The 26,945-nt window shown below is 58.5% G+C and carries 16 protein-coding genes; 7 read left to right on the top strand and 9 right to left on the bottom strand.

What is annotated here, in order from left to right:
• Nucleotides 1-8: 8 nt before the first annotated feature.
• Entirely contained in the window at nt 9-1,223 is a 1,215-nt protein-coding gene (lpxB, locus tag M9Q49_RS19760) for a lipid-A-disaccharide synthase (RefSeq protein WP_254510551.1), read from the bottom strand.
• Nucleotides 1,224-1,458: 235 nt separating this feature from the next.
• On the opposite strand from lpxB, the gene M9Q49_RS19755 reads away from it, so the two are divergent.
• On the top strand, nt 1,459-1,761 hold the full coding sequence (locus tag M9Q49_RS19755) for a hypothetical protein (protein WP_254510550.1): 303 nt from the start codon (nt 1,459-1,461) through the stop codon (nt 1,759-1,761).
• 213 nt (nt 1,762-1,974) lie between these two features.
• On the opposite strand, the gene M9Q49_RS19750 is transcribed toward M9Q49_RS19755, so the two are convergent.
• The 5 genes from M9Q49_RS19750 to M9Q49_RS19730 form a co-directional block, all read right to left on the bottom strand.
• Nucleotides 1,975-2,907, bottom strand: a complete 933-nt coding sequence (locus M9Q49_RS19750; RefSeq protein WP_254510549.1) for an SMP-30/gluconolactonase/LRE family protein — start codon at nt 2,905-2,907, stop codon at nt 1,975-1,977.
• 817 nt (nt 2,908-3,724) lie between these two features.
• Entirely contained in the window at nt 3,725-5,296 is a 1,572-nt protein-coding gene (locus M9Q49_RS19745) for an FAD-dependent oxidoreductase (RefSeq protein ID WP_254510548.1), read from the bottom strand.
• 154 nt (nt 5,297-5,450) lie between these two features.
• Complete coding sequence (locus M9Q49_RS19740) at nt 5,451-5,915, bottom strand: hypothetical protein (RefSeq protein ID WP_254510547.1); 465 nt, start codon at nt 5,913-5,915, stop codon at nt 5,451-5,453.
• Nucleotides 5,916-6,010: 95 nt separating this feature from the next.
• On the bottom strand, nt 6,011-6,937 hold the full coding sequence (locus M9Q49_RS19735; protein WP_254510546.1) for an ABC transporter ATP-binding protein: 927 nt from the start codon (nt 6,935-6,937) through the stop codon (nt 6,011-6,013).
• Nucleotides 6,938-6,999: 62 nt separating this feature from the next.
• Complete coding sequence (locus tag M9Q49_RS19730; protein WP_254510545.1) at nt 7,000-9,768, bottom strand: hypothetical protein; 2,769 nt, start codon at nt 9,766-9,768, stop codon at nt 7,000-7,002.
• A gap of 225 nt (nt 9,769-9,993) precedes the next feature.
• Here M9Q49_RS19730 and M9Q49_RS19725 point away from each other — a divergent pair, with 225 nt between their 5' ends.
• Nucleotides 9,994-10,785: a hypothetical protein gene (locus tag M9Q49_RS19725; protein WP_254510544.1), complete on the top strand. Its 792-nt coding sequence runs from the start codon at nt 9,994-9,996 to the stop codon at nt 10,783-10,785.
• A gap of 41 nt (nt 10,786-10,826) precedes the next feature.
• Here the strand turns inward: M9Q49_RS19725 and M9Q49_RS19720 are convergent, their stop codons facing one another.
• Nucleotides 10,827-11,942 (bottom strand): D-TA family PLP-dependent enzyme, encoded by a 1,116-nt coding sequence (locus M9Q49_RS19720; protein WP_254510543.1) that lies wholly within the window; start codon nt 11,940-11,942, stop codon nt 10,827-10,829.
• Between the two features lie 310 nt (nt 11,943-12,252).
• Between M9Q49_RS19720 and M9Q49_RS19715 the strand changes: the two genes are divergently transcribed.
• On the top strand, nt 12,253-12,891 hold the full coding sequence (locus M9Q49_RS19715; protein WP_254510542.1) for a hypothetical protein: 639 nt from the start codon (nt 12,253-12,255) through the stop codon (nt 12,889-12,891).
• Between the two features lie 52 nt (nt 12,892-12,943).
• On the top strand, nt 12,944-17,023 hold the full coding sequence (gene ccsA / locus M9Q49_RS19710) for a cytochrome c biogenesis protein CcsA (RefSeq protein ID WP_254510541.1): 4,080 nt from the start codon (nt 12,944-12,946) through the stop codon (nt 17,021-17,023).
• A gap of 183 nt (nt 17,024-17,206) precedes the next feature.
• On the opposite strand, the gene M9Q49_RS19705 is transcribed toward ccsA, so the two are convergent.
• Both M9Q49_RS19705 and M9Q49_RS19700 read right to left on the bottom strand, forming a co-directional pair.
• Nucleotides 17,207-18,658, bottom strand: a complete 1,452-nt coding sequence (locus tag M9Q49_RS19705; protein ID WP_254510540.1) for a DUF1501 domain-containing protein — start codon at nt 18,656-18,658, stop codon at nt 17,207-17,209.
• The gene (locus M9Q49_RS19700) at nt 18,648-21,476 is read right to left on the bottom strand and encodes a PSD1 and planctomycete cytochrome C domain-containing protein (protein ID WP_254510539.1); all 2,829 of its coding nucleotides are present in this window, start codon (nt 21,474-21,476) and stop codon (nt 18,648-18,650) included. Before M9Q49_RS19700 ends, M9Q49_RS19705 begins: the two co-directional genes overlap by 11 nt.
• 1,007 nt (nt 21,477-22,483) lie before the next feature.
• On the opposite strand from M9Q49_RS19700, the gene rho reads away from it, so the two are divergent.
• From rho to M9Q49_RS19685, 3 genes are all read left to right on the top strand, one after another.
• Nucleotides 22,484-23,995, top strand: coding sequence for a transcription termination factor Rho (gene rho / locus M9Q49_RS19695; RefSeq protein WP_254510538.1), 1,512 nt, complete (start codon nt 22,484-22,486; stop codon nt 23,993-23,995).
• Nucleotides 23,996-24,753: 758 nt separating this feature from the next.
• Complete coding sequence (locus M9Q49_RS19690; RefSeq protein WP_254510537.1) at nt 24,754-25,407, top strand: ATP-grasp domain-containing protein; 654 nt, start codon at nt 24,754-24,756, stop codon at nt 25,405-25,407.
• A gap of 42 nt (nt 25,408-25,449) precedes the next feature.
• Nucleotides 25,450-26,889, top strand: a complete 1,440-nt coding sequence (locus M9Q49_RS19685; protein WP_254510536.1) for a toxin-antitoxin system YwqK family antitoxin — start codon at nt 25,450-25,452, stop codon at nt 26,887-26,889.
• The last annotated feature ends 56 nt before the right edge of the window (nt 26,890-26,945 follow it).

Raw genomic sequence — 26,945 nt, 5'->3', positions numbered from 1 at the left:
CGACCAAATCAGGCTGCTCGAGCCTGATTTGCCACCTGCGGCACGACGTGTTGCAGGATGTAGTCGGCCGTGCGGGACGAGGCGCCGCCAATGGCGAGGGTGCCGCGGAGTTGTTCCAGCCGGCGGACGAGGTCCAGCCGGGCTGGTTCATTTTGCAGCCATTCGATCGCATGGCTGGCGACCTGAGCACTGCGGTCCCGCCAGTGCGGATATTCCGGAAAGAGAACGTGGCTGTGCACGACGTCGCCACGGCGATACTTCTGCGTACGCGGCGGATGAAGCTCGGGCGTGGTGATCAGGTTCGGCAGGGTCATGTACTGCACCCGCACCAGATGCTTCATGATGTAGTACGAAGGCATCGCGAGGTTGTACTGCATGACGCTCGGCTTGGCGTGATACAGCAATTCGAGCGAAACGCTGCCCGAGACGGCCATGCAGCAGGTGGCCGCATGGATTAGCTCGGGCGTCTTACCCGGAATGATCGTCAGCGGCAGATCGTGATTGCCGAGAATCTTGGCCGCCATGGCGGCTTGCTGGTCGTTGTAACTGGCGACGGCAAAGCGAACATCAGGGACCGCGCGATGCACGAGGCGGGCGGCTTTGATTTGTAGAGCGAAGTTACGCTGCACTTCACTGCGGCGGGAGCCGGGAAGAATGGCGACGAGCCGTTGCGGGTTGTTTTTGAACTGTTCGAGGAACTGCTGATCGAGCGTTTGCGCTTTGAGTTCATCGAAATACGGATGCCCAACGTAGGTCGTGGCTTCGCAGCCCTGCCCACGAAACCAGGCTTCTTCGAAGGGGAGTTTACAGAGCGGGTGGTCGATGTATTTGCGGACTTTTTCGACGCGATACGACAACCAGGCCCAGAGCTGAGGCAGGCCGTAATAAACCACCGGAATGCCGAGGGCTTTGGCTTTTTTCGCCACATGCCAATTGAAACCCGGGTAGTCGATCAGCACCACCGCATCGGGTCGCTCGGCTTTGAGGGCTTGTTCGACCTGGGCCAGCAATTTGAAGAACTCAGGAAGTTTTACCAGCGCGGGGACGAGGCCCATGATGGCCAGGTCGGTCATATCACGCATCAATTGGCAACCGGCGGCTTGCATGCGTGGGCCGCCGAGGCCGATGGCGTCGACGTTGCCGGCTTTGCGTTGTAATTCGCGAATGAGGTTCGCGCCGTGCAAATCGCCGCTGGGCTCGCCGACGGAGAAGAAGAGTTTCATGGCTGAGGTTCTTCCTTGAACGTTAGTCCGCTCCGCGGACCCCTTCGGATGACCCCTGCAGTTTAGGACGAACGGCAGGATCGGCAAAGTTCAATGCCGCAAGGTTCGCCCGGCAAGAGCAAGCGGAAACTTGAGGAGGCCGATCAAAGTGCTAGCTCCCGCCGTTCGATAATTCGCAGAGAGCACAGCGAGCTAGCACCACGAGAGAGAAAGTTCGGGGGCGAGGAGCATGATGATGGAATTCAATCGCAACCAGTACTTTATGGCCGGCGTGTTGATTCTCCTGCTGGGAATTCAGTTCCGCGCGGTCGATACCTTCGTGCTCAACGAGCGCTCGACGCAGTTCCTCGCCCAGCGGGTGAATGCCTGGCGACAGCCACAGATGGCGAGCGCGGGAAGTTTACCCACCATGGTTGCCGCTTCTGGGCCGATCGCCAACCATCGAATGAAACCACCAAAATGGCTGGGTTGGGCACTGGTCTCCGTAGGCAGCGTGCTGATTCTGCATAGCTTGTCGCTGAAGAAGCCCGGCGGATAAGGGCTGTGCAAAACTAACCCGGTGACGATTTTTGCCACAAGCGATTACTGTGTGCGGCTTTGCGCAGCTGCGGGAAATCCACCCCCGGACTCATGAGACCACGCCGATAGATACTCTCTAGACGCTTGGGCTACGATCGCGCCGCAGGGGCAGGACTGAGGCAGCGCATCGTAGCCCAGCGTTTTTCTTGGCGGTGCTTTGGCTGCGAAGCCTCTACCACTTCGCGCCGACTGGCTTTGCTCCGGCGTTGACCATTCGCACGCTGTAGAGCGACGTCTTCGCCGTGATGAACAGCGTCTTCATGTCTTCGCCGCCAAAAGCGCAGTTGGCTGGCCCTTCGGGAACCGCGATTTTCTCGATGACCTTCCCTTCGGGATCATGCACCGTGATGCCGCCGTGCGTGGTGTAGAGATTGCCTTTCACATCGAGGCACATGCCGTCGCTGCCGTGTTCGATCGTGAATAGGATCTTGCCGAGTTCGCCAGTCTTGCTCACTTCATAGCAGCGAATGACGGCTGGCTTTTTGTGAAACGACGGATCGGGATGCTTTTGATGGCCGCCGGTATCGGCGACATACAGACGCGACTCATCGGGCGAAAAGTTGATCCCGTTCGGCATCGCCAGATCCTTGATCACCGGCTCAACCTTACCGGTAGCCGGATCGAGCTTAAACACATAATGCCCCGGATAATCGCCGGCGCCATTCAGGCCCCAGGCTGGATCGGTGAACCACAGCGTGCCATCGGAACGAACGGCGACGTCGTTCGGCGAGTTGAACTTCTTGCCGTCGCACTTATCGGCCAGGACCGTGACTTTGCCGTCGGTTTCGGTGCGGACCAGGTTGCGACCGTCATGCTGACAAGTGATCAGCCGGCCTTCGAGATCCAAGATGTTGCCGTTCGAAGCCTGGCTCTCGCGAAACAACGACAAGCCATCCTTCTCGCTCCATTGCATCAGCTTGCTGCTGGGAATGTCCGAAAACACCAGCAGCTTCTTGGCCGGAAACCACGCCGGCCCTTCGGTGAACTTCATATCACCGGCAACTTTAGTGACCTTCTCGCCGGGAGCAACGAGCGACTCTTGCGCACGAGAAACGTTCGCGCAAACCAAAGACGCGAGCAGACAGAGCGTTAATGATCGAAGCATTTTGGACTCGCAGTAAGGTGAGTGAAGAGCACGCGGGCGACTGTACTACGTGCCATAGCACTCCGCAATCAGCAACAAGCATCGCGTTCGTTGCCAAACCATTGGATACGAGCGCAGGGACAACTTTGGTCAAGATGCTTGCCAACCATTCACGCCAGTGCCGCTGTCAGCGGCCTTTTCTCTCTCCCCTCTCCCCGAAGCGGGGCGAGGGGAGCAGGACAGGATGCTGGCCGAGCGCTCACGATGCATGGATTGCCAGCGCGAACGGTTACACATTGGCGAGGCTCCTGGCGGAGCCGCGCAGTGCAGTGGCCAGCTATTTTGGAGCAACTTGAACACCCCCCTTCCATACCCCCAGAATATAACAGGTGATGCAAAAGATCATTTCATCCACAAGTCATTGCCAAATCAGACTTAAGAACAAAAATTGGCTGCAATATCAGGTCTCCAATATCACACTTTATCACCATCAAAAGGAGCGGTCGCAACTGAGTTTGAACAGGTCCAGATAACGCCTGCTCGTATCACATCCAAGTCGCAACAGGCGTAAACGTGGACCTACCATCCAGCCAAATAAAGACACACCAGCGCGGACAACTTGGGTCCGGCGTAGATCCGCCATGTAACCCGCTCACGCTGCGCCGAATTTCGGGAGGGCGAGGCTCCTGCCGAGCCGCGCCGGTCGAAAGCAGTCGCTGGCGGCCTTCGCAATCCACCTCGGCGGCTCGGCAGGAGCCTCGCCCGCCTCGCCCTCCCGTCGCTCGCCGCGATCGGCGATGTCGAAGTCTTGGGAGCCTCACCTTCTGTCACCACGAGCTCACGATGAGTGCGAGTGCTCTTCCTCTTCTTTGATGATCTTACCTGTATCGAGCGAAACCTTTTCCAGCGGCGATTCTGCTGGGCCGCCGATCACTTCGCCGCTCGCTTGGAACCGCGAACCGTGACAAGGGCAGTCCCAGGTTTTCTCGCCGTTGTTCCAGTGTACGACGCAACCCATGTGCGGGCAGATCGCCGAAACGGCATTGAGTTCGCCGTCGTCGCCGCGCGAGCAGGCCACGCGTTCGCCGCCGATGCCAATGACTTTGCCCTCGCCGGGGAGCAATGACTCGGGGCTGATCGCTGCTGGGCGCTCGAGGTGATCCTTTACGAAGTAATACGGATAGTCGACGTTCTCCGAGACATAATCCCAGCCGCCGGCGATCAACTTCTTTCGATCAACCGAGAAGAGTTCCTGCCAGGGATTTTTCCGATCGAGCACATAGTCGCGGGCCATGGTGGCGGCGATCGTGCCGAAGGTCATGCCGTTGCCACCAAAGCCGGTCGCGGCAAATTGGCCCGGCGCCGTTTCGCCGATGTAGGGCAGACCGTCGTTGGTTTCGATCACTTGGCCCGACCATTGCCGATCGGGCTTGGCCTGCGGCAAGATGTTCATCAACGTTTCGCGCAGTTGATCGAAGCACTGCTGCGTATCGTCGACTTGCCCGGTTTTGTGATCTTTGCCACCGAAGATCGCGTAGTCGTTGCGACTGCCGGGATCGACGCGCAGATAGTAGTACGGATCCGTCGTATCCCAGAACGAAGCATCGGGCACCAGTCGCTTGGGCAACTTCGCGCCGATGACGTACGACGAGTAGGGATAGATCTTGGATTGGAACAGCGTGGCGTTGACGAGGCCGGTCTTGCCCGTCAGCGGCACGTGCGTGGCGATGACGATGCGGTTGGCTTTGATCTCGTGCTCGCCGACCAACACGCGCTGCGGATCATCCTGCACTTCGGTCACTTCCGCATGCTCGAAGACACGACAACCGCCCCCTTCGACCGCGGCGGCAACGGCCATCAGATACTTCAGTGGATGAAACTTGGCCTGCGACGGAAACATCACACCCGGCCGATTGAAATACGGCACGTGCTCCATAAACTCGGCTTCGAATCCGAGCTTGCGAGCGACCTCCGCGTCCCCTTCGAGATATTTGCTTTCATCGCGCTGGCCCGAAATCGATTCGTGCAAGTAACCCGGCACGCGATGAAACTGGCAATCAATTTCCAGCTCATTCACATTCGCTTCGATAATGTTGATCGCCTGCGCGCCGGCCTGCCAGGCGAGCGCAGCGGCTTCTTCGCCGAACTTGCTGACCAGCTCCGGCAATCGCTGATCGGTGACCATCGTCAGGTGGGCGGTCGTCAGCCCGGTGTCGACAAAGCCGATGCGATTTCGCTCCAGCAGGCAGACTCGCTTACCAGCCTTCTTCAGCAGATAAGCGGTGGTCACGCCGGTGATGCCGCCGCCAATGACGACGACGTCGAACTCGCCGTGGCCGCTGATTCGCTCGAAGCGAGGCCGTTTGACTCGCTGCCAGACAGGAATGGGCTTGATGTCGGTCGGGGACATAGGAATAGCGCTCCACAGCAAAAGAGGATCGCTGGCTGGAGAGCAAGTTCTGGTCCGAAGCCCGAACTACCCGCATTTCCGGGACTTAGAGAGAAATATTCGCCGTTCGGTGGTGCGACGGCGCGCTAACTGGCTTGCAAATGAACAAGCGACCTTAGGAATTTGGCAGGGGAAAGGGAAGCGAAACTTCAGGCGCGCCTTGAAGTCGCCGGCCAGACTTTGCCATCGCGTAACTCAACATTTCCTCGCCCGACAAGCTCACGTCGGACTTGAACGATCCATCGGGATTACGAAATAGCGAGGCATCGCCGAACCATTCGTCAGGCCAGTAGATCAGGTCGCTAATCCTGCAATCAGGAAACTGCTTTTCTAACCAGTGAAGATAATACGTTTGAGCTGATTGGGACGTTTCCACGCGGCGCACCGCATCGAGCACTGCCAGTGCCTCGGCAAAAGTTACCTGGGGATCGAACGCTGCGGGAGGATTGAGCGCCTCGCGCACAAAGGTCCCTTTGGAAATCGCCTTCCAGTAAGTCCGAAACTCGTCAGGCTCGTAGCGTCGATCTGCATGCTCATGCCAACGGTCGATGAGAGGCTGGGCATCGCCGCGACTTTCCAACTCACGCTCGATGTCGGTGCAAAGCGCCGACATCTCCTTCAACAGGGCTTTGCTGACTGGTCGCCGTTGCAGACGTTCAGGAATCATGAGACCTTTTAAGTCACCAGCCCCTTCGTCACCATCATAAAGACGTCTTCCAGCGACGGATCTTTTTCGGCGAAGCTCCGCAGCTCGACTTTGTTGTAGACCAGCTGTTGCAGCAGTTCGGCGACGCCGCGATCGTCGGTTTCGAGTTCCACGACGCAGCTGTTCACATCCGCAGCGATGCGGCGGCAGTGCGGGCTCGAACGAATCACCGACATGCCGACGTCCATGTTGTTCACAAAGCGAACTTCGACGGTTCGGTTGCCACGGATTCGTTTGTAGACTTCTTCGATCGGCCCGTGCATCAGCAACTGACCGCGCTCGATGATGCCGATGCTAGAACAGCAGTCGGCGAGCTCCGACAAAATGTGGCTGGAGATGAGAATCGTTTTGCCCATCTTCCGGAGTTCTTTGAACAGCGCTTTCACTTCGACGCGGGCCCGTGGATCGAGACCACTTGTCGGCTCATCGAGAATGAGCACCGGTGGATCGTGCACCAGGGTCTTGGCCATGCACAGCCGCTGTTTCATGCCCTTCGACAGGCCGTTTACATAATCGTCGCGCTTGTGGCCAAGGTCGAGCAGTTCCAGCACGTCGCCGATGACCTGCTTGCGCTTGGCCTTCGGCAGGCGATAAGCAACCGCATAAAAATCGAGAAACTCCCACACCTTCATGCCGTCATACACGCCGAAGTTATCAGGCATGTAGCCGACGCTCTGCCGCACGGACATGGGGTCCTGCGTCACGCTGTGGCCGTTGACGATTCCCTCGCCTCGGCTTGCTTTCAACAGCGTCGCCAGGAAGCGGATCGACGTGCTCTTGCCGGCGCCGTTGGGGCCGATGAAGCCGAACATTTCGCCCGCTTCGATTTTGAGATTCAGGCATTCGACCGCGCGAAACTCGCCGTAGTCTTTGCCGAAGTCGATGAGTTCAATCATGGGGAGAAGGGACTGGGGGCTAGGGGCTGGGGACTAGGGAAATCACAAGCGGCATTCTGCATTCAATTGGGTTCGGTGTCGGTTTCCGGTTTCACTTCATCTTGCATGACATCCACCCGCAGGCGGACGTCTTGTTCGGGCTTCGGCAGCTGGGGCCGTTGCAGGTGGACGAGCACCAGCGTGTACGTGGTGCTTTGGGCCGAAGCGGGCGTGATTCGCAGGCCGGGGATTGGTTCCGTGGTCCAAGCGATCAGGCGCATCTCACCGGGGAAGAGCTCGAGCTGTCGCGCGGCGTGTTGCGTCAGGCGGTGCAGGCTGACGTGATTTTCATCCTCGACCGGCGCGAGGGGCGACATCATCGGTGAGCGATCCCACTGCGGCACCCAACTGTGATTGTCGGCAGTCGGCAAGAAATTGAGCCGCACCGTCGCCCCGGCTTCGATGTCAGGAAAGTAGGCCGCTTCGACGTTCTCAACCATCTTGGTCACGGTCGTCGTTGTCTTTTTATAGAACAGGCCGTTTTCTTCCACGACGCCGGGCTCATCCTTCTGGTCGCGCGGAACGACTCGCTTCTCTTCTATATCCACCGGTTGCTCGCGCGCGATCTTGCGCAGCACTCCCGCTTGCCGCAGCGTGAATTGGCTGCCGTTTTCCAGCTGCCAGCCGCGTTGATCATCGCCGGTGATGATAAACGAGGCCGGCAAATCAATCATTTGTTCCGTGTGCAGTTTGCCGGTCGAGTTCGACTGCACCTGCACATCGCTGAGCTCGATGGTTTGATCTTGTGTCAGGACTACGTCTGCGGCAGGGCGAGTTTCTCGCCGAGCGTGCGTGCTGCTGAGCGCAAAGGGTAGCGCGAGAGCATCGGGATCTTCGAATCGCAAGTCGTAGCTGGTCGACAGCGACGTGTAGAGCGCAGTGAACCGCGTGACATGCGCTCGCGGATAGTTGGCATGCGATTCGAGCACCGCAATTTCCGAACGGCTGCGAGCAAAGCCGATGTCGAGCTGCGCGAGACGAACGACCGCAAGTGCCCCGACAATGGCGATCACCGGCGCGGCGGCCCAGGCATATTCCACGCGGCCGATCAGCCAGAAGACCAGCCAATTCAACGGGACCAGCACCAGCAAGTAAACTACCAGCACCTTGAGCACAAAATCGGCGCGAGGAATCTTGATGCCCGAAGCATCGTTGAGGGCCGCGAGAGCTGCATCGGCAGCGCCGCTGAAGTCGTTCCAGCCGCCAATACCCGCCAGTTGATCACTGCGATAACCGGCGTGGCGTTCGTCATTCACGTCTCTTGAAGTCAGCGATGGCGACAGCATGGCCGGCGGTCTGCGTTCGTGTTGCTGGGCAACTTTGGTTGGCTCCGGGATTTCTGCCGTGGGCGGCGGCGGAGTTCCCGGCTGAGCACCAATCGACTCGCGCATTCTGCCGATATCGCGACTAAAAAATCGCAGACGCGTGCCTAAGCGGGCATCGTCGTCTTTGGCTTCTTTCATCGAGCCGGCCCACTGCATGTGCAGCTCTTCGTTGCGGAGTTCGAAGTTCCGCGACGGCCGGCGCAACAACGCGTTGTTGAAAAAATTGTCGCGACTGGCCCAAAAGCGATACGGCATCGCCGACAGCGAAAAGGCCGTGACCACGATTCGGCCTTGCCCCAACCGCCGCTCGATCGCAAGTTCGCCGGTATCAGGAATCCATTCGGCATCGCCTTGCTTTTGCAGTTCCACGCCGACCAGCGGTTTGTCCTGCAGCACGGTGATGTGCGCCGGTTTTTTCAACGGCTTGCGTTCCTTGAGCGACCAATGCGTGTTGAGGTCGGCGAGCTCGTTCGCGCCGATCGTCTTGGCCTGGCCGCTGGTGGCGGGCAGATAGGGTTCGAGAAATGTCTGCTTCAGTCGATCGAGCGAATTGGGGCCGCTGATGATCAACTGCCCGCCCCAGTGGAGCCAATCGAGCAGCGCGGTCTGCTGTTCTTTCGTGAGCACCGTTGGGTCGAGATCATCCCACAAAATGTAAGCGATCATCGTCCAAGCCAGCGGATGCGACGGCAGCGGCACGCTCTTGTCGACGCGCGGAAACACCGCGTGATAAAACCGCGTGGCGGGCTGCTGACCCGTTGTTGCGAAGGAACCCAAATCGCTCCCCTGCAGTTGCAGCGAATCGAGTTTGGTCAGATCAACGTACGAAGCTTGATTCTTGGCGAGGACGACAAAGTAGTACTCGTGCTCGCGCAGCGCATTGCCGGCCACGTTGATCATTTCGGGCAAGCGCGAACCTCGGCCGGCCCGCAGTTCGGTGCGGAGCGAATACGACTTACTCGCTTCACCGCGCTTCGGCAGAAAGAACAGCGTCTCGAAGCGTTTGATCTGACCTTTCGGCAGCGATGCGGGGCGAGAAATGCTCAGGCGAAAGTCGGTGTGTTCCACGTCGAGCGGCAGCTCGAACTGATCCATTGGATAAGTTCGCAGCTCGCCCTGAAAGTCGAAGTTATTCGCCTTGGCTTGCTGCATGCCCGCCACCCAGTGGCCTGGCTTGGTGAAAAACACGACCTTCGGCGTGGACGGCGGCTTGTTGGGATTGCCGTCATCCTCGACATCCTGGCCGACGTCGTTGGGAAGGATGATGGTCGGCTGCATTTCGAAGTCAGGCTTCGGTTTTTCGGCGGCCTTCTTTTTCTTCTTCTCCTGCTCTTCGAGCTCTTCTTCGGGAGTCTTTTTCTGCGCGCTCTGCGGATTCGAATTCCAGCAGCCACCGCAGCCTGCCAGCGGCAACAGGCCTAGAGTGATCAATAGCCAAGCCAGGAATGCATGGTGAGCCGGAGACAACGCAGGGGGGCGTGAAGAGTAGTCCTGAGACAACAACGGCATACGCAGCCTTCCGCGAGACAAGCGAGGAACCATCCCGATAAGCCCCGTCAGTTTAAGGTGCGAAAAGTGCCAGCGAAAGCAGTACCCCGTCGTCGTCGAACACTCCATGGTCGATGGCTCGAGGTAAACCCAACGCGCAAAAAGGAATGAGCTCCGCGATATTCGCTGGTGTATCATCAACCCATGCAATTCGCCGACATCCAGCTCGTCACCAAGTTTCTGCATCCACAGCCGCGGGAGGAGCATGCTGGTTTTCCGCCGGAGATGATTCCGCTGGGGTTGGATGAGTTTATCGGCCCGCTCGGTCTGGGCGAGATCAGCCAAGGCTTGACCATTTTCACGGACGCCGCTCGGCAGAAACATTGGCCGGCGTCGTTCGTTCACGACGCGATCTACCAAATCTATGAACTGGGCGCTTGGGATTCGGGCGTGCTCGAGCTCAGCGATCTCACCAACTGTTTGGTGGTGGCCGATACCGATCACGGCGATGTTTTCATCACTTGCCCGCGCCTAGGCCGGACCATTTTCGAGCTGCCGCGGCACGAATCCACCATTCATGTTGTCGGCGACTCGATTGGCGATTTGCTCGACTATCATCTCCACCGGTTCCGCTTGAATTTCCTGGCGTTTGATCCCGATCGGAGCTGCAGCCGTCGCGGCGCCATTCAATTCACCTTGCGATCCGAGATCGACCTGGCCCAGTTCGATGCACTGCTGCAATCTGCTTGGGGCGTGGATCCGCGCGGTTCAACCAACTCGAGTCATCCCGAATTCTTCCAGGATCGATTTGTTCCCGCGCTGCACGCGTGCGTCGGCATTTATCTGGAGGACGACGGCCGGCCGCGGGAGAACATCGCGGTCACAATGACCCTCGACCGCGACTCAGTCCCCGCCGTGCAACGCTGGGCAGAAACCATCAGCCTGGCTGGGTTCGACTTCGGGCCGAATTACGGCCGGGACTGTGCGCATTCGTAGGCTGGCCGGAACTGCGCGGGTACCGCTTGTTCCGGCCTACGCTAAACCGTCAGTACGCGATCACGCCCCACCACATCCCAGCTCTCCTGCAACTTCCCGTCGGAGACGACATATACCGACTTATGCAGCGCCGAGGTCGGACAAACATGCCGGGGAATTGCCATTAGCTCGTCACCGGGCTGAAACTCCGCAGCCCGCGAAGTCTCGAGAACCAGATGCTCCTCGTTCTGCAGCACGGCTACCGCATCGGGCAGATCCGGAAAGGACAATCGTTTGCCGGCCGGCGGATCGGAGGCAACGGCCTTGTAGCCGAGGTCCGTCGTCACCCGGTTCGGCGTCGGCCGACTGATGACGCGGGTGATAAGGAGCGCTGCCGGTGTGAAATTGAGATCCGGAAACATCTCGCGATAACCGGCGTCATGAAAAACTACCGTGCCGGGACTGAGCTCGATGGCCGGATGCTGCAGCGCCGCAAAGATCGGAAAAGAACCCGTCCCGCCACATAGAATCCTCGGCACGCTCAATCCCGCCGCGACGAGCTCATCGTGCAGTCTTTTCGCTGGCTCCCAACAAGCGAGCACCGCTGCTTTTCGCGCTGCCATCTCAGTTTGGTGATTTTGACCGTCGTATAAATGCAATCCGCCTGGCAACAGTCCCTTTGTCGCGGCAATTGTTTTGTAAAGTTCCACCGCCTCTGGCCCGGCCGGCAAACCAGTGCGATGTTGACCGCTGTCGATATCGACCAGCACCTCGATTTGCAAATTCGCCGCTGCGGCCGCAGCCCCCAGCTGTGCCACCGGTTGCGGATGATCTGCCGTCACGGCGAGTTTGGTTCCCGCGAACTTCTGCAAGAACTTGATCACCCGGCCGATGTTGGGACCAACTGGGTTGTAGGCCAGCACAATATCGCGCACGCCGGCTTCGGCGAGCATTTCGGCTTCGGCCAGCGTCGCACATTTGTGCTTGGTGATTCCCATTTCCAATTGCAACCGCGTAATCGCCGGCATCTTGTGCGTCTTGCAATGCGGCCGCAACCGCGCCGGGTCGCCGGCGATGCGAATGATCTCGCGCAGATTTTGTTCGACCAGATCGCGATAGATGATCATCGCAGGGCTGATGATTTCGCTGGTATCGGCGATGGAGTAGACAGAGTCCATAGGTGCAGCTGGGTAGAGCGGAGCGGAAGTGAAGCCACTCAGATGATAACGGCTGCGAGCCAACCCTCCAGACCTTCCTTTTTCGCGAATCGCTGGCGATGTGTGGAACCGTCCGATTGTGCGCGAGATTTACGGCGTTTGACTGTACGATTCGCCCCCAGCCGCGCTATAATCGGATAGTAGTCCCCTTGGGGCGTCCCACCTGAGTTTCCCGCCCGGGACCAGCTCGCTGCTCGGTTCCGCTCCGTGTTTTTGGCGCTGGCCTGCGTGATTTGCGCAAGTCTTTGCCGGCGATTTATTTAGGGCAATCATGTCTAGTTCCCCCACTGCCGATCCCGCAACCATCATGGCTCGTATTGCCGTGTGGGTCATTGCCTTCGGCTTCTTCTTTTTCATGACTAGCTACGCGCTGAACCGGCGCGACCAGATTGCCAGCTACACCACCCCCAAACCAGAGTCGATCGCCACGGCGGTTGCGTCGCCGGGTTTTCCTCCTGGCGGCATGCCGCCCCAGCGCGTGCCGAGCAAACCGCCGCCGAGCGAAGATCTGAAGTTCGAGACGCCTGCGGAATGGAAGCAGACGGCCGGCAATCAATTCAGCCTGAAGGCCTTCGAAGTGGTCGATGGCAGTGAAAAGGTTGACATCACGGTGAGCCTCACCGGCGGCGAGTTGATTGCAAATATGAATCGCTGGCGCGGTCAGGTCGGCCTGCCTGAATTCAAGCAGGAAGAGTTGGCCGAAGCCCTCAAGCCGCGTGAAGTCAACGGCATGAGCGCGATGTTCATTGAAATGCATTCGCCCGAATCGGCGCCGACCAAGAAGTCGATTCTTGGTGTGCTCGTTCCTGATGGCGACCGCACCTGGTTTATCAAGCTGATTGGTTCGACCAAGCTGGCCGAACAAGAGCGGCAACGCTTCGAAGAGTTTGCGAAGTCGCTCAGCTGGTAGTTTGTCTCGCTTGCCTTTCCACCTCCTCGCCCGCGCGGCGGAGATTTCTATTATGTCGGTTGCTGCTTCCAAACCTGTTCTCGCTGATGGCCTCGATTCCGGTCGGCCGATGTCGACGGCTGCCTGGTTCGATTGGTTCCTCGCGCCGCTGGCTTCGCAAAAGATCGCGGTCGCGATGTTTGCGTACGGCATCTTCGTGGTGCTCGTCGGCACGCTCGCGCAGGTCGACAAAGACATCTGGCAGGTCGTGCCGGAATACTTTCGCGCGTGGATCATGCGCGTCGACATCAACGTCTTCTTTCCGCCCTCGTTCTTCCCCAACTGGAAGCGAATCAACCTCCCGCCGATTCCCATGCCGGGCGGCATGTTCGTGGGCGTGACGATGATTCTGAATATGCTGTTTGCCCATGCACGCTGGGTGCTGCAGCTGAAGACCAAAATGTCGCTGGTCATCGGCGGCTTGGGGCTGATCGCATTCGGCTGGTTGATCACGCTGCTGCTGATTCTGGCCGGGCACAATAGCGCCGGCTTTCAAACCAATCCGCCGTTCTCTTGGGATCAGTTCTGGATTGCTTCGCAAGTGACGCTGATCGGCGTTTGGGTGTCGGCGGTGTTTTGCTATTTCTGGTTCGCGCTGCAGCCGATCTTTCGTTCGCCAAAAGTGACGATGCTGCGCGGCGTGCTGGTGGCGATCTTTGGATTTTTGCTCGCTGGGCTGTCGTTCGGTGTGTGGTATGTGCTGTTTCAAATGGACAATCCTGGCGCCGAAGGGCTGCGGATTGTGTGGCAGCTTTTGAAGGGAACTTTCGCCGGCGTGATTTTGCTCCCCGGCTGCTGGCTGCTGTTTCAAAAGCGGGGCGGCATCGTGCTGCTGCATCAGGGCATGTTGCTGTTGATGCTCAACGAGCTGTTCGTCGCGCGATATGCCGTCGAATACAACATGGCCCTCACCGAGGGACAAACTGCGAACTATCTGCGCGATATTCGTTCTACCGAGCTCGCCCTGATCGACCGGAGTGGTAAGGAGAAGGACGAGCACTTTGTCGTGCCGATGCAAGATTTGCTGGCCAATGCCGAGCTTAACGACGAAATACTGCACCTAACGAGGACGGGCAGCGCTGCTCTCGATTTACGCTTAACCAATGAGCAGCTCGCGGAGGTTGCAAAGAAAGCAAATGCACTCACTCCAATTCCTGATCCGAACAACACACTGCCCGTCAAAGTGTTTGTCTTGCAGTACGTCCGGAATGCAGACCTGCGAAAGCTAAAAGCCGACGAAAATTCACTTGCGACGCAAGGCATCGGCAAAAAGCAAACGATTGTTCCGCGCTCGGCGGCGAAAGGTACTGATTCGGAAGGCTCGGTCGATCTGGGAGCTGCTTATGTGCGCTTCACCGACAAAAAGAGCAATACAGATCTCGGAACCTACTTGATCGCACAAGCCATCACCGAGACCGATGATCCCGCTGCGCTCGAAACGGTCGACGTCTCGGGCAAGCCGTATCTGGCTGCGCTCCGCTTCAAGCGGCAGTTCCTGCCCTTCACCGTACAGCTCAAGGATGTGAAGAAAGACGATTACGTCGCGTCAAATACGCCGCGGAATTACTCGTCCGACGTGCTCGTGAAGGACCCGACCAACGGCGTCGATTCGACCGTGCATATCAAGATGAACGACCCGCTTCGCTACAGCGGGATGACGCTCTATCAAAGCAACTATGCTCGCCTGCCGAGCGGTGTGGAGCACAGCACGCTGGCGGTGGTGCAAAACGTCGGTTGGATGATTCCATACGTCGCTCTAATGATCATTACGGTGGGGATGATTGCTCACTTCCTCTCCACGCTGATTCGTTTTCTTCGCCGCCGAGAGAATGAAGAAATTGCAGCCGGCGACATCATTGTCGCCGATGTGGTGCAGCCGCAGACAGCGAAGCTCGCCAATCAACGCAAGGCGAAAGCCAACGAGATCAAGCCGCTGCTGAAGGCTCCGCACGAAGTCAATTGGACCGGCATTCTGCTGGCCGTTGCGGCTTCGACAATCATCTTCGCGATGTTCCTTGGCATGGCCCTGCGCAGCAAGTCATCGCGCACGCCGCAGCTCGATTACGAAGCATTCGGCAAGCTCGCCGTTGCTGGCAACGGCCGCGTGATGCCGTTTGACTCGCACGTACGCAACATGCTGCTGCAGTTCCGCCAGCGTGAAACGGCCAAGACGCGCGAAGGACAAACGATTTCTGTCACGCAGTGGTTCCTCGATCTGATCAGCGGCTCGCCGGCCACCGCCTCGCATTTGGTCTTCAAAATCGACAATCCGGAAGTGCAAAAAGTCTTCGAGCTCGACGAGAAGCGCCAAGGGCACGTTTACTCCACCGCGGAGCTCTTTCCCAAGATCCAGGAATTCGAAAACCAAGTGCGTGCTGCCCGGCAAAAGCCCAAAGAAGAACTGACCGTCACGCAGCGCAAGCTGATGCTGATGGACGGTCAGCTGACGCAGTACATGACACTGGTGCGGGCCTTCAATCCGCCGCAGCTGCCGCCATTGCCTGAGCAAGGCGATGCGCCGGACATGGTGCAGCGAAAAATCCTCGCTTTCAAACAGGCGATGATGGAAAGCAGCGAAATGCTGGAGCAAGCCAAGCCGCCGTTGGCGATTCCGCTGCCCAATGCGGCCACTGATAAAACCACCGAAGCCAAGTGGCAGTCGTTCCACAACGCCTGGATCGTTTGGTTCCTGCAGACCAACGTACAGAACCAGCCTGGCGATCCTGCCACCGAGGCCTTCATCAATATCATTCAGGCCTATCGCAAGCATTCCGTTCCGCGTGATGCATGGCAGGCCGACAAGTTGGAACTGACCGAACTGGGAAGCAAAAAGGGAATTGCGGCCCGGAAAAAGCGCCTCGAGGAAGATCTCGATTTGCTGAAGCGTTCATCCGAACGTCAACGAAATACTGCCGAAGAAATTCAGGACGTCGAGAAGCAAATCAAGCAGCTTGATGACGTGGCCTTCGTCGCCCGGCGACTGAAGGAACTGCCGAATGAAATCAAGCTGAAGGAAAAAGAAGTTACTGAAACGATCGAGCCGTTCAATCTCGCGGTCAGCCGGTTCGACTCCGCCGTTGAGCGAACGCATCCGCCGGAATACAACCGTCGCAAGATCGATCTCGAAGTCTGGATGAACCGCGTATCGCCGTTCTACGTCGGCATGCAGCTTTACATCGTGGCGTTTCTGCTGGCTGTGTTCGGCTGGCTGATTCCGTCGCGCTCGTGCAACTGGGCAGCCTTCACGCTGGTGTTTTTGACCTTCGTGCTGCACACGGCAGCACTGGCCATGCGGATCTACATTTCCGGTCGGCCGCCGGTAACCAATCTATATTCCTCCGCGGTCTTCATCGGTTGGTTCGCCGTGCTGGTCGGCATGGTGATCGAGTTGGTCTTCCGCATCGGCCTGGGGAACCTGGTCTCGACGATCGCGGGCTTTGCCACGCTGATCATCGCGTACTTCCTGGGCATGAGCGGTGACACCATCGGCGTGATGCAAGCCGTGCTCGATACGCAGTTCTGGCTGGCGACGCACGTAGTGTGCATCACAGTCGGCTACGCGTCGACCTTCTTGGCAGGCTTCCTCGGCGTGCTGTATGTCGTGCTCGGCGTGTGTACGCCCGGCCTGACGTCGGACTTCCGGCGGATTTGCGCCCGCATGATTTATGGCGTGGTGTGCTTCGCGATGTTCTTCAGCTTTGTCGGCACGGTGCTCGGCGGTCTGTGGGCCGACGATTCCTGGGGCCGGTTCTGGGGCTGGGATCCGAAGGAAAACGGCGCGCTAATCATCGTCCTGTGGAATGCTCTTATCCTGCACGCCAAGTGGGACAAGATGGTCGGCGAACGCGGCCTCGCCCTGCTCGCCATCGGCGGCAATATCGTCACGGCCTGGTCATGGTTCGGCGTGAACGAACTCGGCGTGGGCTTGCACTCTTACGGTTTCACCGAAGGAGTGCTGCGAACGCTGCTGGTGTTCGTCGCTTCGCAGCTCGCACTGATCACCCTGGGAGCCGGACTGCCGCTGCACATGTGGTGGAGCGTGAGGAGCGAAGAGCAACATCGCGGGGCGCTGGGCAGTTTGAAGCGGGCCTAGCAGTCGCGATCAAGCACGCGATCGCGGCAGAATTCACGGGGACTCGCTCAGCGGGTTCCCGTCGGCGAGGGTGTAGATATCCTCGCGCGTGTCGCTCAATTCTTCGAGCCACTCGATACAAATTCCATTTGTCCAGTTTTGGCCCGCGTCGTCATCGCCATCGATAGGCACGCAAACGCTCTCCTACGCAATCAAATCCTGAATCACCTTGCCATGCACGTCCGTCAAGCGGAAGTCGCGGCCGGCGTAGCGGTAGGTGAGCTTCTCATGGTCGAAGCCCATCAGGCGGAGCATGGTGGCGTGCAGGTCGTGCACATGCACTGGATTTTCGACGGCTTTGAAGCCGAACTCGTCGGTTGCGCCGTAGGTCTGGCCGCCTTTCACACCGCCGCCGGCTAACCAGCAGGTAAAGCCGTGGTGGTTATGGTCGCGGCCGTTGATCTTGCCTGCGTTGGCGCCGGCTTGCGGCAGTTCGACGGTTGGTGTGCGGCCGAATTCACCGCCCCAAAGGATGAGCGTTTCTTCGAATAGGCCGAGCCGTTTGAGATCAGTGATGAGGGCCGCGATCGCTTTGTCGGTTTGACCGGCCAGGCGGCGGTGATTGTCGGCGATGTCGTCGTGATTGTCCCAAGGCTGCCCTTCGCCGTGCCAGACTTGCACGAAGCGAACGCCGCGCTCGATCAGCCGCCGCGCGATCAAGATCTGCCGGGCCTGAGTGCCCGGGCCGTAGGAATCTAGCACTTGTTTGGTTTCGCGATTCACGTCAAAAGCTTCGGCTGCTTCGCGCTGCATGCGATAGGCGAGCTCGAACGAGTGAATGCGGCTGTCGAGCGCCGGATCGAAACCGCGCTGTTCGCGATGATGCTTGTTGAGCGCGGCGAGCGCATCGAGTTGCTGCCGCTGAGCGCTGTCGGGAAGCCATTTGTTGCGGACGTTTTCGATGAGCTTGTCGATCTCGGCATGCTGCGTGTTGACGTAGGTTCCTTGATACACGCCCGGCAGAAATGCCGATTGCCAGTTCTGTGTTTCTTGAATTGGATAGCCACCGGGGACCATCGCGATGAAGCCCGGCAGATTCAGATTGTCCGTACCGAGGCCATAGGTGAGCCAGGAACCCATGCTCGGCCGTACGAGCCGCGATTCACCGCAGTTCATGAGCAGCAGCGACGGCTCGTGGTTGGGCACGTCGGCATGCATCGAGCGAATGACCGCGATGTCGTCGATGTGCTGCGCGGTGTGCGAAAAAATCTCGCTGACTTCGATGCCGCTCTGGCCGTACTTTTGAAACTTGTAGGGCGAGGCAAAGGCAGCGCCGGTCTTCCGCTCGGTGGGAAGATTCGTGGTCGGCAAGGCTTTGCCGTTGTATTTATCGAGCAGTGGCTTGGGGTCGAACGTATCGACGTGCGACGGCCCGCCGTTGCAGAAGATGTGAATGACCCGCTTGGCCTTCACGGGGAAGTGAGGCAACTTCGCCGCGAGCGGATTTTGATAGCCGGCGTTCTCTTCCGCCGCGTTGACGAGCCGGCCAGAGTCCTGCATCACGCCCGCTAGCCCGAGCATGGCGAAGCCCATGCCGCTGCGGCGGAGAAGTTCACGACGGGTGAGCGAACAGTCGTTCGAGTAATTAATCGACATACGTAAACTCGTTCGTCAGCAACAACAGCTGAGCCAATTGTTCGAGTGGATTCAGTTTCACGCCTTCGCCGGCTGGCGGAGTAGAACTGAGGAATTGTTCGGCGATCTTGCGTTCTTCGTCGTCAGCCGCGCGGCCGAAGACCAGGCGATAGAGCGATTGAATTTTATCGGAGTTGTTTTCGGCGGCTGTCACTTCCGGACGTTGAGCAAGTGCTTGCGCTTGCTCGACGACGAACGGGCTGTTCATCAGGAAGAGGGCTTGCTGCGGAACGGTGGTGCGCGGCCGACGCGGGCTGCTGGAGTCGGGGCTGGCGATGTCGAACACACGGAACAGGTTCGGCACGTCCTGGCGATCGAGGCTGCCGTAGACGCTGCGGCGGCGCGGGAAGGGGGCCTTGGTGAGTTCGACGCTCTTGCCGTGGATCGCGAGATCGAGCCGGCCAGAGACAGCGAGCAGGTTGTCGCGAAGGGGTTCCCATTCGAGGCGCCGGCGATTCATGCGCCACAGTAGGCGGTTCTCGGGATCGATCTGGTGGGCATCGGCGCGATCGTTGCTTTGTTGCCGATAAGCGGCCGAGGTGACGATCTGCCGGTGGAGGTCTTTCATCGACCAACCATGAGTGGGCAACTCGGCGGCGAGCCAATCGAGAGCGTTTTGCAGCGGCGGCGCTTCGGTACGAATGCCGAAGTCGCTCGGTGTGTTGACGATCGGTTCGCCGAAGTGATTCATCCAGACGCGGTTGACCAGCACGCGCGCGGTGAGCGGATTGCTGGGCGAAACCAGGGCATCGGCGAGTTCTTTGCGGCCGCTCCCTTGCTTGAACGGCTGACGCTGTTCGGCGGAATTCATGACGAGCAGGAACTGCCGCGGCACTGGCTTGCCAGGGCGGGCCTGGTTGCCGCGGATGAATACCTTCGGATCGTAAAGCTGTTTTTTGTCGTAGACCACCATCGCTCGCGGCGGAGCGACGGGGGACGAGGCTTCGAACTCTTGCACTTTTTTCTGCAAGCCATCGAGCTGATTGCGATCGGCACGATTCAGGAAGTTGCGTGTGTCAGTCGCCGGCAAATCGGTTGGGCTTTCTTTGGCGACGAGCACGCGGGCCAATTGCTGCTGAGCGGCATCGAGCTTATTGATCGCTTCGTCATTGCTGCCGGCGTCTTTCCACGGACCGAGGGTCGCTACGAGCAACTTGCCGTAGATCCGCGGCACGTCCATTCGCGTCGCCGGTTGCTCAGCCGTGATTGCAGCCTTCAGCAGCGGATTGAACTGTCCTTTTTCGACACCCTCGGGGCGCTGCGCAAAACGTTCGATCACCTTCGGCGCTTCGGCGGCGAAATCGGTGTCCTTCAGCGCGAGCAATTCCTGCCACAAGCCCCAGAGTGCGTGCTCGTTGTTCGTGGTCCGCTCGGCGAGAAACTTCTTCCAGCGATCGACCAGCGGCTGGCGGAGATCCTTGGGATCGAGCGAGAGGAACGTCAGCTTCTCGAGCAAAACGTTGCGATCACCGGCGGCGATTCGGGCGAGATAGTCCGCCGTTTGTTGCCGCGACTTGTCGATGGTTTCGCGATGTTTGGCCGCGATGAAATCGTTCATCGTGGTGCGGCGTTTGTTGAGTTCGGCTTCGAAGGCCTGGAATGCTTCGGATTCCTGCGGTTGGGCGATGAGGGGGAGTTCGTTGGGTTCTTCGATGCTCGCAAACACACCGTACAGCGAGTAGTAGTCCTCGGCGGGGATCGCGTCGAACTTGTGATCGTGACAGCGGGCGCACGCAACCGTCAGGCCGAGAATGCCACGGGTCACGGCATCGATCTGGTCGTCGATGTCATCGTTGCGGTTGTTGAAGCGGCGGCCCGTTGTCAGAAAGCCGAGCGCAGCGAGGGGCTTTTTGTTGTCGCCGAGTTGCAGTTGGTCGGCGGCTAGTTGCTCGCGGATGAATTGATCGTAGGGCAAGTCGCGATTCATCGAATCGATGACGTAATCGCGGTACGTGTACGCATACGGATAACGGCGATCCTTTTGAAACGCATAGCCGCGCGTGTCGGCATAGCGAGCAACATCGAGCCAATGCCGACCCCAGCGAGCGCCGAGTTGCGGCGAAGCGAGCAGGCGATCGACTTGGCGTTCATAGGCATCGGGAGCGGCATCTTGTTCAAAGGCCATTACTTCTTCGCTGGTCGCGGGCAGGCCGATGAGATCGAACGATAACCGACGCAGCAGTGTGCGGCGATCGGCTTCGGGCGACTGTGTGAGCTTGGCAGCTTGCAACTTGGCGGCGACGAATGCATCGAGAGGACCGTTGGTGTGATAGCCGCCGACATTGGCAGGAACCGCGGGTGGCGACACAGGTTGGTACGCCCAATGCGATTGCCGATCGGCGGCTGCTCGCTGGACGGCAGTCAGTGCTAGGCTCGCTGAGGCAGAACCGGCGGGCCAAGGTAGACCTTGTTTCACCCAATCAGTGATCGCGGCAATCTCGCCTTCCGGCAGCTTTGTTTCCGGCGGCATTTGCACGTCGCCGCGATGGTGCAGCGCTTCGATCATCAGGCTCTTGTCAGCATCGCCGGCCAGAGCGGCGGGCTTGCCGCTGTCGCCGCCTTTCAGGATGCTGGCCCGCGAATCGAGTCGCAGACCACTTTCCTGTTTCTTGGTGCCGTGGCATTCCCAGCATTTGGTGGCCAGGACGGGACGGACTTTTTCTTCGAAGAACCGTTCTTGCTCAGGCGTGGCCTTCGGTTCATCGGCGAGAGCTGCGCCCGAGATCACCGCCAGGATCCCAAACGCGCAGGACAACGAATGTCGCAACCAGAAAACCATCGGTAACTTTCGGGCGGGAGTAAGGCGGGAAGCAGCCGAGTGAGGCCGCTCAGCATTCAATAGAAATCATAGTCGAAGGCGGAACAAGACGCGGCCATAAGCTGAAGCCGGCAGCGCAGGAATGGCGGCAATTCCCTGACCAGCGCCTCAGGCATCCAGCGCAGCCGCCTTTTGTATGAAACACCGAAAAATACGGCGTAGCCGGCAGAAAACTTACCTGTTTCGACAAGTTTTCCTCAATTTCTGCCTGTTTAGCTCTACTCCAGGCTTGACATGTCCGAACACTTTAATAAGATTCGCGATAGATCGACTTCTGTCTCACTTGTAAGCGGTCCTCTTTGTTGCGGCGGCTTGTTACGACAAGCGTTGCGACGGTTGCAGTTTCCGGGGTTCTCCACAGCACCTTAGAAACGATAGCCAGAGCGCTTCTCTCCCCTACGGTCGCAGCGATTGCGACCACCCTGAACGTCACCCAAGCAGACGGACTTACCCAACCGTTTCGACGAAATCTTGCTGACCGGCCCTCCGGCCGCGCATGACCGGCGCTTACGATCGCCGCATTCGCCTCCCCGCTGATCCTGCAGCAACATCTGGTTGAAAACCTCACTCGCCGACCTCCCGCATGCAACCAAGCGTGCCTCCTCGGCGATGAGATGAATGGGTCGCCGGTTTTGGGTGACAGAGCAAGGGAGAGTTCGGCAACGGCCGAAGCTTTCAGGTGTGCCTGCCGGACTGTTTTTTGCAGACTGTTTTTGGGCGAAGTCGAACTGACGCCTACGATATTTCGCCGCACTGGCGAAGCACAGCCTGTGCATTCACGGCCTTGGTGTTTCAGACCCTGGCTCTGTGCATTCACAGCAATAGCGCTGGGCAAGTGGCTAGGATTTCTGCCATTTTGCCTGCCGAATACGTGAACAATACTCGCGTACCTCTTATCGAGTACGCGGCATCCTCGTATTCGCAGCAATAACAATTGGACTTGGTTTTTCGCAATTCTGTGGTGAAGCATGGGTAAGAAGAAGTTCCGTCCCCGAGGTTCGGGTGGCCGAGGCGGCCAAGGCGGCGGCTACAGTGGGTATCGCGATCGCGATGGCTACGGTGGCGGCGGAGGGGGCGGTGGACACTACGGTGGTGGTCAAGGCGGCGGCAATGGCTACGGTGGCGGCGGCGGTGGCCGACCGCGTCGTCGTCGGCGCCCGCAAGGCCAAGGCGGCCCCGGTGGTCCGGGCCAGGGGCCTGTCGGTGAGGGCGGCGAGCGCCGGCCGGAAGATGAATTCGCCCAGAATGGCGAAGTCCCCTTCGGCGGCGAAGCAGCTCCCGATGGCGGCTTCCAGGGTGCGGGCGCCAATGGCGGGCCGAGCGGCAATCTCTATCCCAATCCTCCTGCGGTCGAACAAGTTCTTGAGCAAGGTTCTGGCCTGCTCGAGATGCACCCGAACGGCTACGGCTTTCTGCGTGGCGTCGAGAACATGTACTCCCGCGAACGCAGCGATCCATTTGTGCCTGGCACGATGATCGAGCGCTTCGGTCTTCGCGAAGGTGTGATCATCAAAGGCACCGTGCAGCCAGCTCGCAAGCAGCAAGGCCCACGACTGCGCGAGATCACCGAAGTCGACGGCATGGAGCCGGAAGAGTATCTCAAGGTCAAAAACTTCGACCAAAAGACGCCGATCAATCCCGACAAGTGGTTCTATCTCGAGACTGGCGCCACGCCGCTTACCACGCGGGTGATGGACTTGCTCACTCCGCTCGGCCGCGGGCAACGCGCACTGATCGTCGCTCCGCCCCGCAGCGGTAAGACGATTCTGCTGCAACATGCCAGCGCTGCGATGACGCAAAACTTCCCCGACGTGAAGCAGTTCATTCTGCTGATTGACGAACGGCCGGAAGAAGTCACCGATATGAAGCGGAACGTGAAGGGTGAAGTTGTCGCGAGCAGTCTCGACAACGACATCGAAAGTCACGTTCGTCTGGCTCAGATCGTCATCGAGCGCTGCAAGCGACTCGCCGAAATGGGGCAAGACGTCTTCGTGTTGCTCGATTCGATCACGCGTCTGGCGCGAGCGTTCAACAAGTACGTCGGCAACAAGCGGGGCGACGGCATTCAATCGGGCGGTCTCGGTACTCGCGCGATGGACATTCCGAAGAAGCTCTTTGCGACGGCTCGTGCGTTCGAAGAAGGGGGCTCGGTCACCATCATGGGAACCGCGCTCATCGAAACGAACAGCAAGATGGACGACGCGATCTTTCAGGAGTTCAAAGGCACGGGCAACATGGAACTGGTCCTCGATCGCAAGCTCGCTGAGCGCCGGGTCTTCCCCGCGATCGACGTGCAGCAATCGGGCACCCGCCGTGAAGAACTGCTGCTGCCGCCGGACTTGCTCCACGCCATCACCATGCTTCGCCGTACCCTGTCGTCGATGAATCCTGTCGATGCCATGGAGCAGCTGACCAAGCAACTCGGCCGGTATAAGACCAATGCTGAGTTTATTCAGTTGATCAGCAAGGCGAGGGATTAGGGGCTGGGGGTTGGGAACTAGGGGCTGGGGAAGAAAAACTCCCTCGCCCCGTGCACTCACGGGGAGCCGAGCGCCGCGTTCCTCAAATTTCACGTTCCCCTTGCGATTCTTTCGCTTGCGAATATACAACAGTTGTGCGCAGTAATTGCGACTCTTGTAACTGCTGGTCTGTTCATTACTTGCGCACAATAAGTGCCGCAATTCTGTGGTAACTTCACAACAGTTGCCAGCTTCGTGTTGTGCTCTTCTTGCGAGTCGTTGGCCTTCGGCAACTCTTTCGCTGTCAATCACTTGCCGTAGTCGCTGCTGCCGTAACCATTATTTTTCGGCATTTCGGCCACAACAGTTTCGCGGCGTTGTCACAACACTTCCGACAACCCTCGCGTCACTTTAGTGCGATCGGCGCATGGTTGCGGGAAGGATGATTTCACCAAATTGCCAAAGAGGAGACGTACGCGCGTCTCAATGATAACTATACAAATGTATTGTATGTAGTCAAGTTTTTTGACAAAGTGACTCACGAAACAATGCGAAGTTTGCTAGTGGTTTTTCCCTGCTCTGCAGACTCTCAGGTGTTGCCCGATTCGAGGTTTCTCAAAGAGTGCTTGGCTTGTGATGATCTAGGTATTTCATTCACCACATTCGATTTACCAGCACTGCAGCGAGGTGATTTGCGAGGTGCGTTTCAAAAGACGTCTCCTCAGGCGAAGTCAATCGGCGTCTACCGCGGTGGCACACTGAAGCCGCGAGAGTACGCGATGCTTCACGGCGGTCTCGTGGATCGCGGCGTTCGGCTCGTCACAACGCCGGAGCAGTTCGAGCAAACGCAACTTTTTGGTCAGTTCTTCCCGCGTATCCGCGACATTTCGCTGCCTGCGGTTACGTCGACGTCGCTCGATCCAAGCGAAGTTCGCAGGCAGGCCAGCGCAATGTCTGCGCCACCGTATTTCCTCAAAGACTACGTCAAATCAGCCAAAGAAATCTGGCCGCGAGGATGTGTTGTTCCGCGGCCGGGAACCCTCAAGCAGTTTGCGCAGACGATCGCCGAGTTGCGTGAGTACCGCGCCGATCGTTTCGAAACGGGGTTAGTTGTTCGGCCACTCGTGCGACTCCGTTCTCTCGGGCTCGATCCCTTTGGCGAAGAGTGCTGCGAGGAATACCGAATGATTTTCCTCTGCGGCAAACGAGTCTTCAGTGAGCCCTACGGATATTATGGCGGTTCGTTCACGGATTTCGCACGGTTCGACAAATTGGGAGAGTGTTTTTCATCTCCCTTCTTCATGGCCGACTGCGCGGTTACAGAGAGTGGCGAATGTTTTTTGCTCGAGACGGGCGACGGCGGCTGTTGCGGGCTGCCACCGGGCTTGGATTGCCGTGATTTCTATCGCTCGTTAGCTGAGCGATTCGGTTGACGAGTTTCGCATCGCAATCGCAGGGCCTTACAATGCGCGGCCATGAGCGAGCTTCCTCTCCCACGTCCGCGGCGGTTTCGACTGCAATTTAGTTTGCGGATGATCTTGCTTTTGATGGCAGCCGTGGGAGTCGGGCTGACCATTTATCGCTGGCCTTGGGTCGAGAGGGATTTTGCCTATCAATCGATTGGCGATGACACGGGCGCTTCGACGACCACGGTCTTTGAGCGCCGCGTGACTTATCACCGCGATTGGCTGGGCAAGCCGGTGCGGCATGGCTTGTCACAGTCGCTGCGCAATGGCGAAGTCTGGTACGAGGCCAATTACTACGACGGCCAATTGTGCGGGCCGCGGCGAGTTTGGGATTTGAAGGGTAAGCTCGCCATCGAAGCAACGTATCTCGGCGATAAGTTGCATGGGCCGTTTCGCTCGGGCTATGGCGGTCAATGCGAATATGTCGGCCAGTATGAAGCAGGGGAATTTGCCGGCGAATGGCGGTCGCAATCTCGGTGCAACTTCGGCACGCTCACACCACCGGATTTCGATCTGTACATCGAACCTACCAGTGCACAGCCAATCAGAAGCTTATTTTCAGAGTTTTATCCCCGAGATTTGGACGTGCTTGTCACGAGCAATTGGCGAAAAGGCAAACGTCACGGCCGAACTACTTGGCAAACGGTGAATGGCGAGCTGTTGAACACAGCTGAGTACGTGAACCACGAGATCGTGACTTGGAACGGCGAACCGCTGGTGGAGCAGTTTTGGAATTGGCTGCATGAACAACGCGATCCGCAACTTGCCGCCTGGCTATCGAAGGCAACCGCAGGAGAGTGGAGTTTCTACCGGACCGTAGGCGACGACAAGTTGCTTTTTCGCTTTCCCAGTAATTCCTCGATCAAGGAACCACTTCTGATCCATTTTGAGAACCGCGCAATTGATATCGCATTGTTTGACGACCAGCATTTAGGGCTAGTTCCTGCCCTGTGCGAGTATGCGGTTCAAGAAGGCTGCGGCTTTGACTATCGCTATGGCTCGCTTTGGGTGGTGCCGCGAGCCGCTGATCCAACGCCGCCGTTTGTGGATCCCACGGGGATTGATCTCGTTCAGTTCGCGCACGGCAGTTCGCAGGAGCAGGAGTGGAATGAAGTGATCCCGGTCCGCAGCCAAGAATCGCTGGCTGGGGATTGCTTCGCTCACCTTTTGCGTGGCACGTCGATTGAATTTGATCGATCGGCCAGCGATGGAGAGAGTTACTTCAGCTTTGAAGGCAAACTGGGCGACGTTCTGTTCCGCCGCCGCCGCCGCGACATAATCGGCCTCATCTTGTACCGAGGTGGCTATCGCTGTGTGCAGTTTGGCGATCGAATCTACTTAGTACGGCGCTGGGAAGACATGCCGTGGACCGCCCCGGGGCCCCTCTCTCCGCCGCAAAACCTCCACTTTGGATACCGCAGTGAACCCCGCAGTTGGTTCGGGCCGTAGCGGCCTGTCCAGGAAAATTTCCCGTAAAATTATTACGAAATCGTAATTTCTGGCGG

This window comes from Anatilimnocola floriformis (assembly GCF_024256385.1).
GTDB classification, from domain to species: domain Bacteria; phylum Planctomycetota; class Planctomycetia; order Pirellulales; family Pirellulaceae; genus Anatilimnocola; species Anatilimnocola floriformis.
This window is presented reverse-complemented; position numbering and strand designations above follow the sequence as displayed.

What these genes read in the sequence shown, in the direction of transcription:
- lpxB (WP_254510551.1), bottom strand. Translation starts at nt 1,223, where the DNA reads ATGAAACTCTTCTTCTCCGTCGGCGAGCCCAGCGGCGATTTGCACGGC.
- M9Q49_RS19755 (WP_254510550.1), top strand. Translation starts at nt 1,459, where the DNA reads ATGGAATTCAATCGCAACCAGTACTTTATGGCCGGCGTGTTGATTCTC.
- M9Q49_RS19750 (WP_254510549.1), bottom strand. Translation starts at nt 2,907, where the DNA reads ATGCTTCGATCATTAACGCTCTGTCTGCTCGCGTCTTTGGTTTGCGCG.
- M9Q49_RS19745 (WP_254510548.1), bottom strand. Translation starts at nt 5,296, where the DNA reads ATGTCCCCGACCGACATCAAGCCCATTCCTGTCTGGCAGCGAGTCAAA.
- M9Q49_RS19735 (WP_254510546.1), bottom strand. Translation starts at nt 6,937, where the DNA reads ATGATTGAACTCATCGACTTCGGCAAAGACTACGGCGAGTTTCGCGCG.
- M9Q49_RS19725 (WP_254510544.1), top strand. Translation starts at nt 9,994, where the DNA reads ATGCAATTCGCCGACATCCAGCTCGTCACCAAGTTTCTGCATCCACAG.
- M9Q49_RS19720 (WP_254510543.1), bottom strand. Translation starts at nt 11,942, where the DNA reads ATGGACTCTGTCTACTCCATCGCCGATACCAGCGAAATCATCAGCCCT.
- M9Q49_RS19715 (WP_254510542.1), top strand. Translation starts at nt 12,253, where the DNA reads ATGTCTAGTTCCCCCACTGCCGATCCCGCAACCATCATGGCTCGTATT.
- ccsA (WP_254510541.1), top strand. Translation starts at nt 12,944, where the DNA reads ATGTCGGTTGCTGCTTCCAAACCTGTTCTCGCTGATGGCCTCGATTCC.
- M9Q49_RS19705 (WP_254510540.1), bottom strand. Translation starts at nt 18,658, where the DNA reads ATGTCGATTAATTACTCGAACGACTGTTCGCTCACCCGTCGTGAACTT.
- M9Q49_RS19700 (WP_254510539.1), bottom strand. Translation starts at nt 21,476, where the DNA reads ATGGTTTTCTGGTTGCGACATTCGTTGTCCTGCGCGTTTGGGATCCTG.
- rho (WP_254510538.1), top strand. Translation starts at nt 22,484, where the DNA reads ATGGGTAAGAAGAAGTTCCGTCCCCGAGGTTCGGGTGGCCGAGGCGGC.
- M9Q49_RS19690 (WP_254510537.1), top strand. Translation starts at nt 24,754, where the DNA reads ATGCTTCACGGCGGTCTCGTGGATCGCGGCGTTCGGCTCGTCACAACG.
- M9Q49_RS19685 (WP_254510536.1), top strand. Translation starts at nt 25,450, where the DNA reads ATGAGCGAGCTTCCTCTCCCACGTCCGCGGCGGTTTCGACTGCAATTT.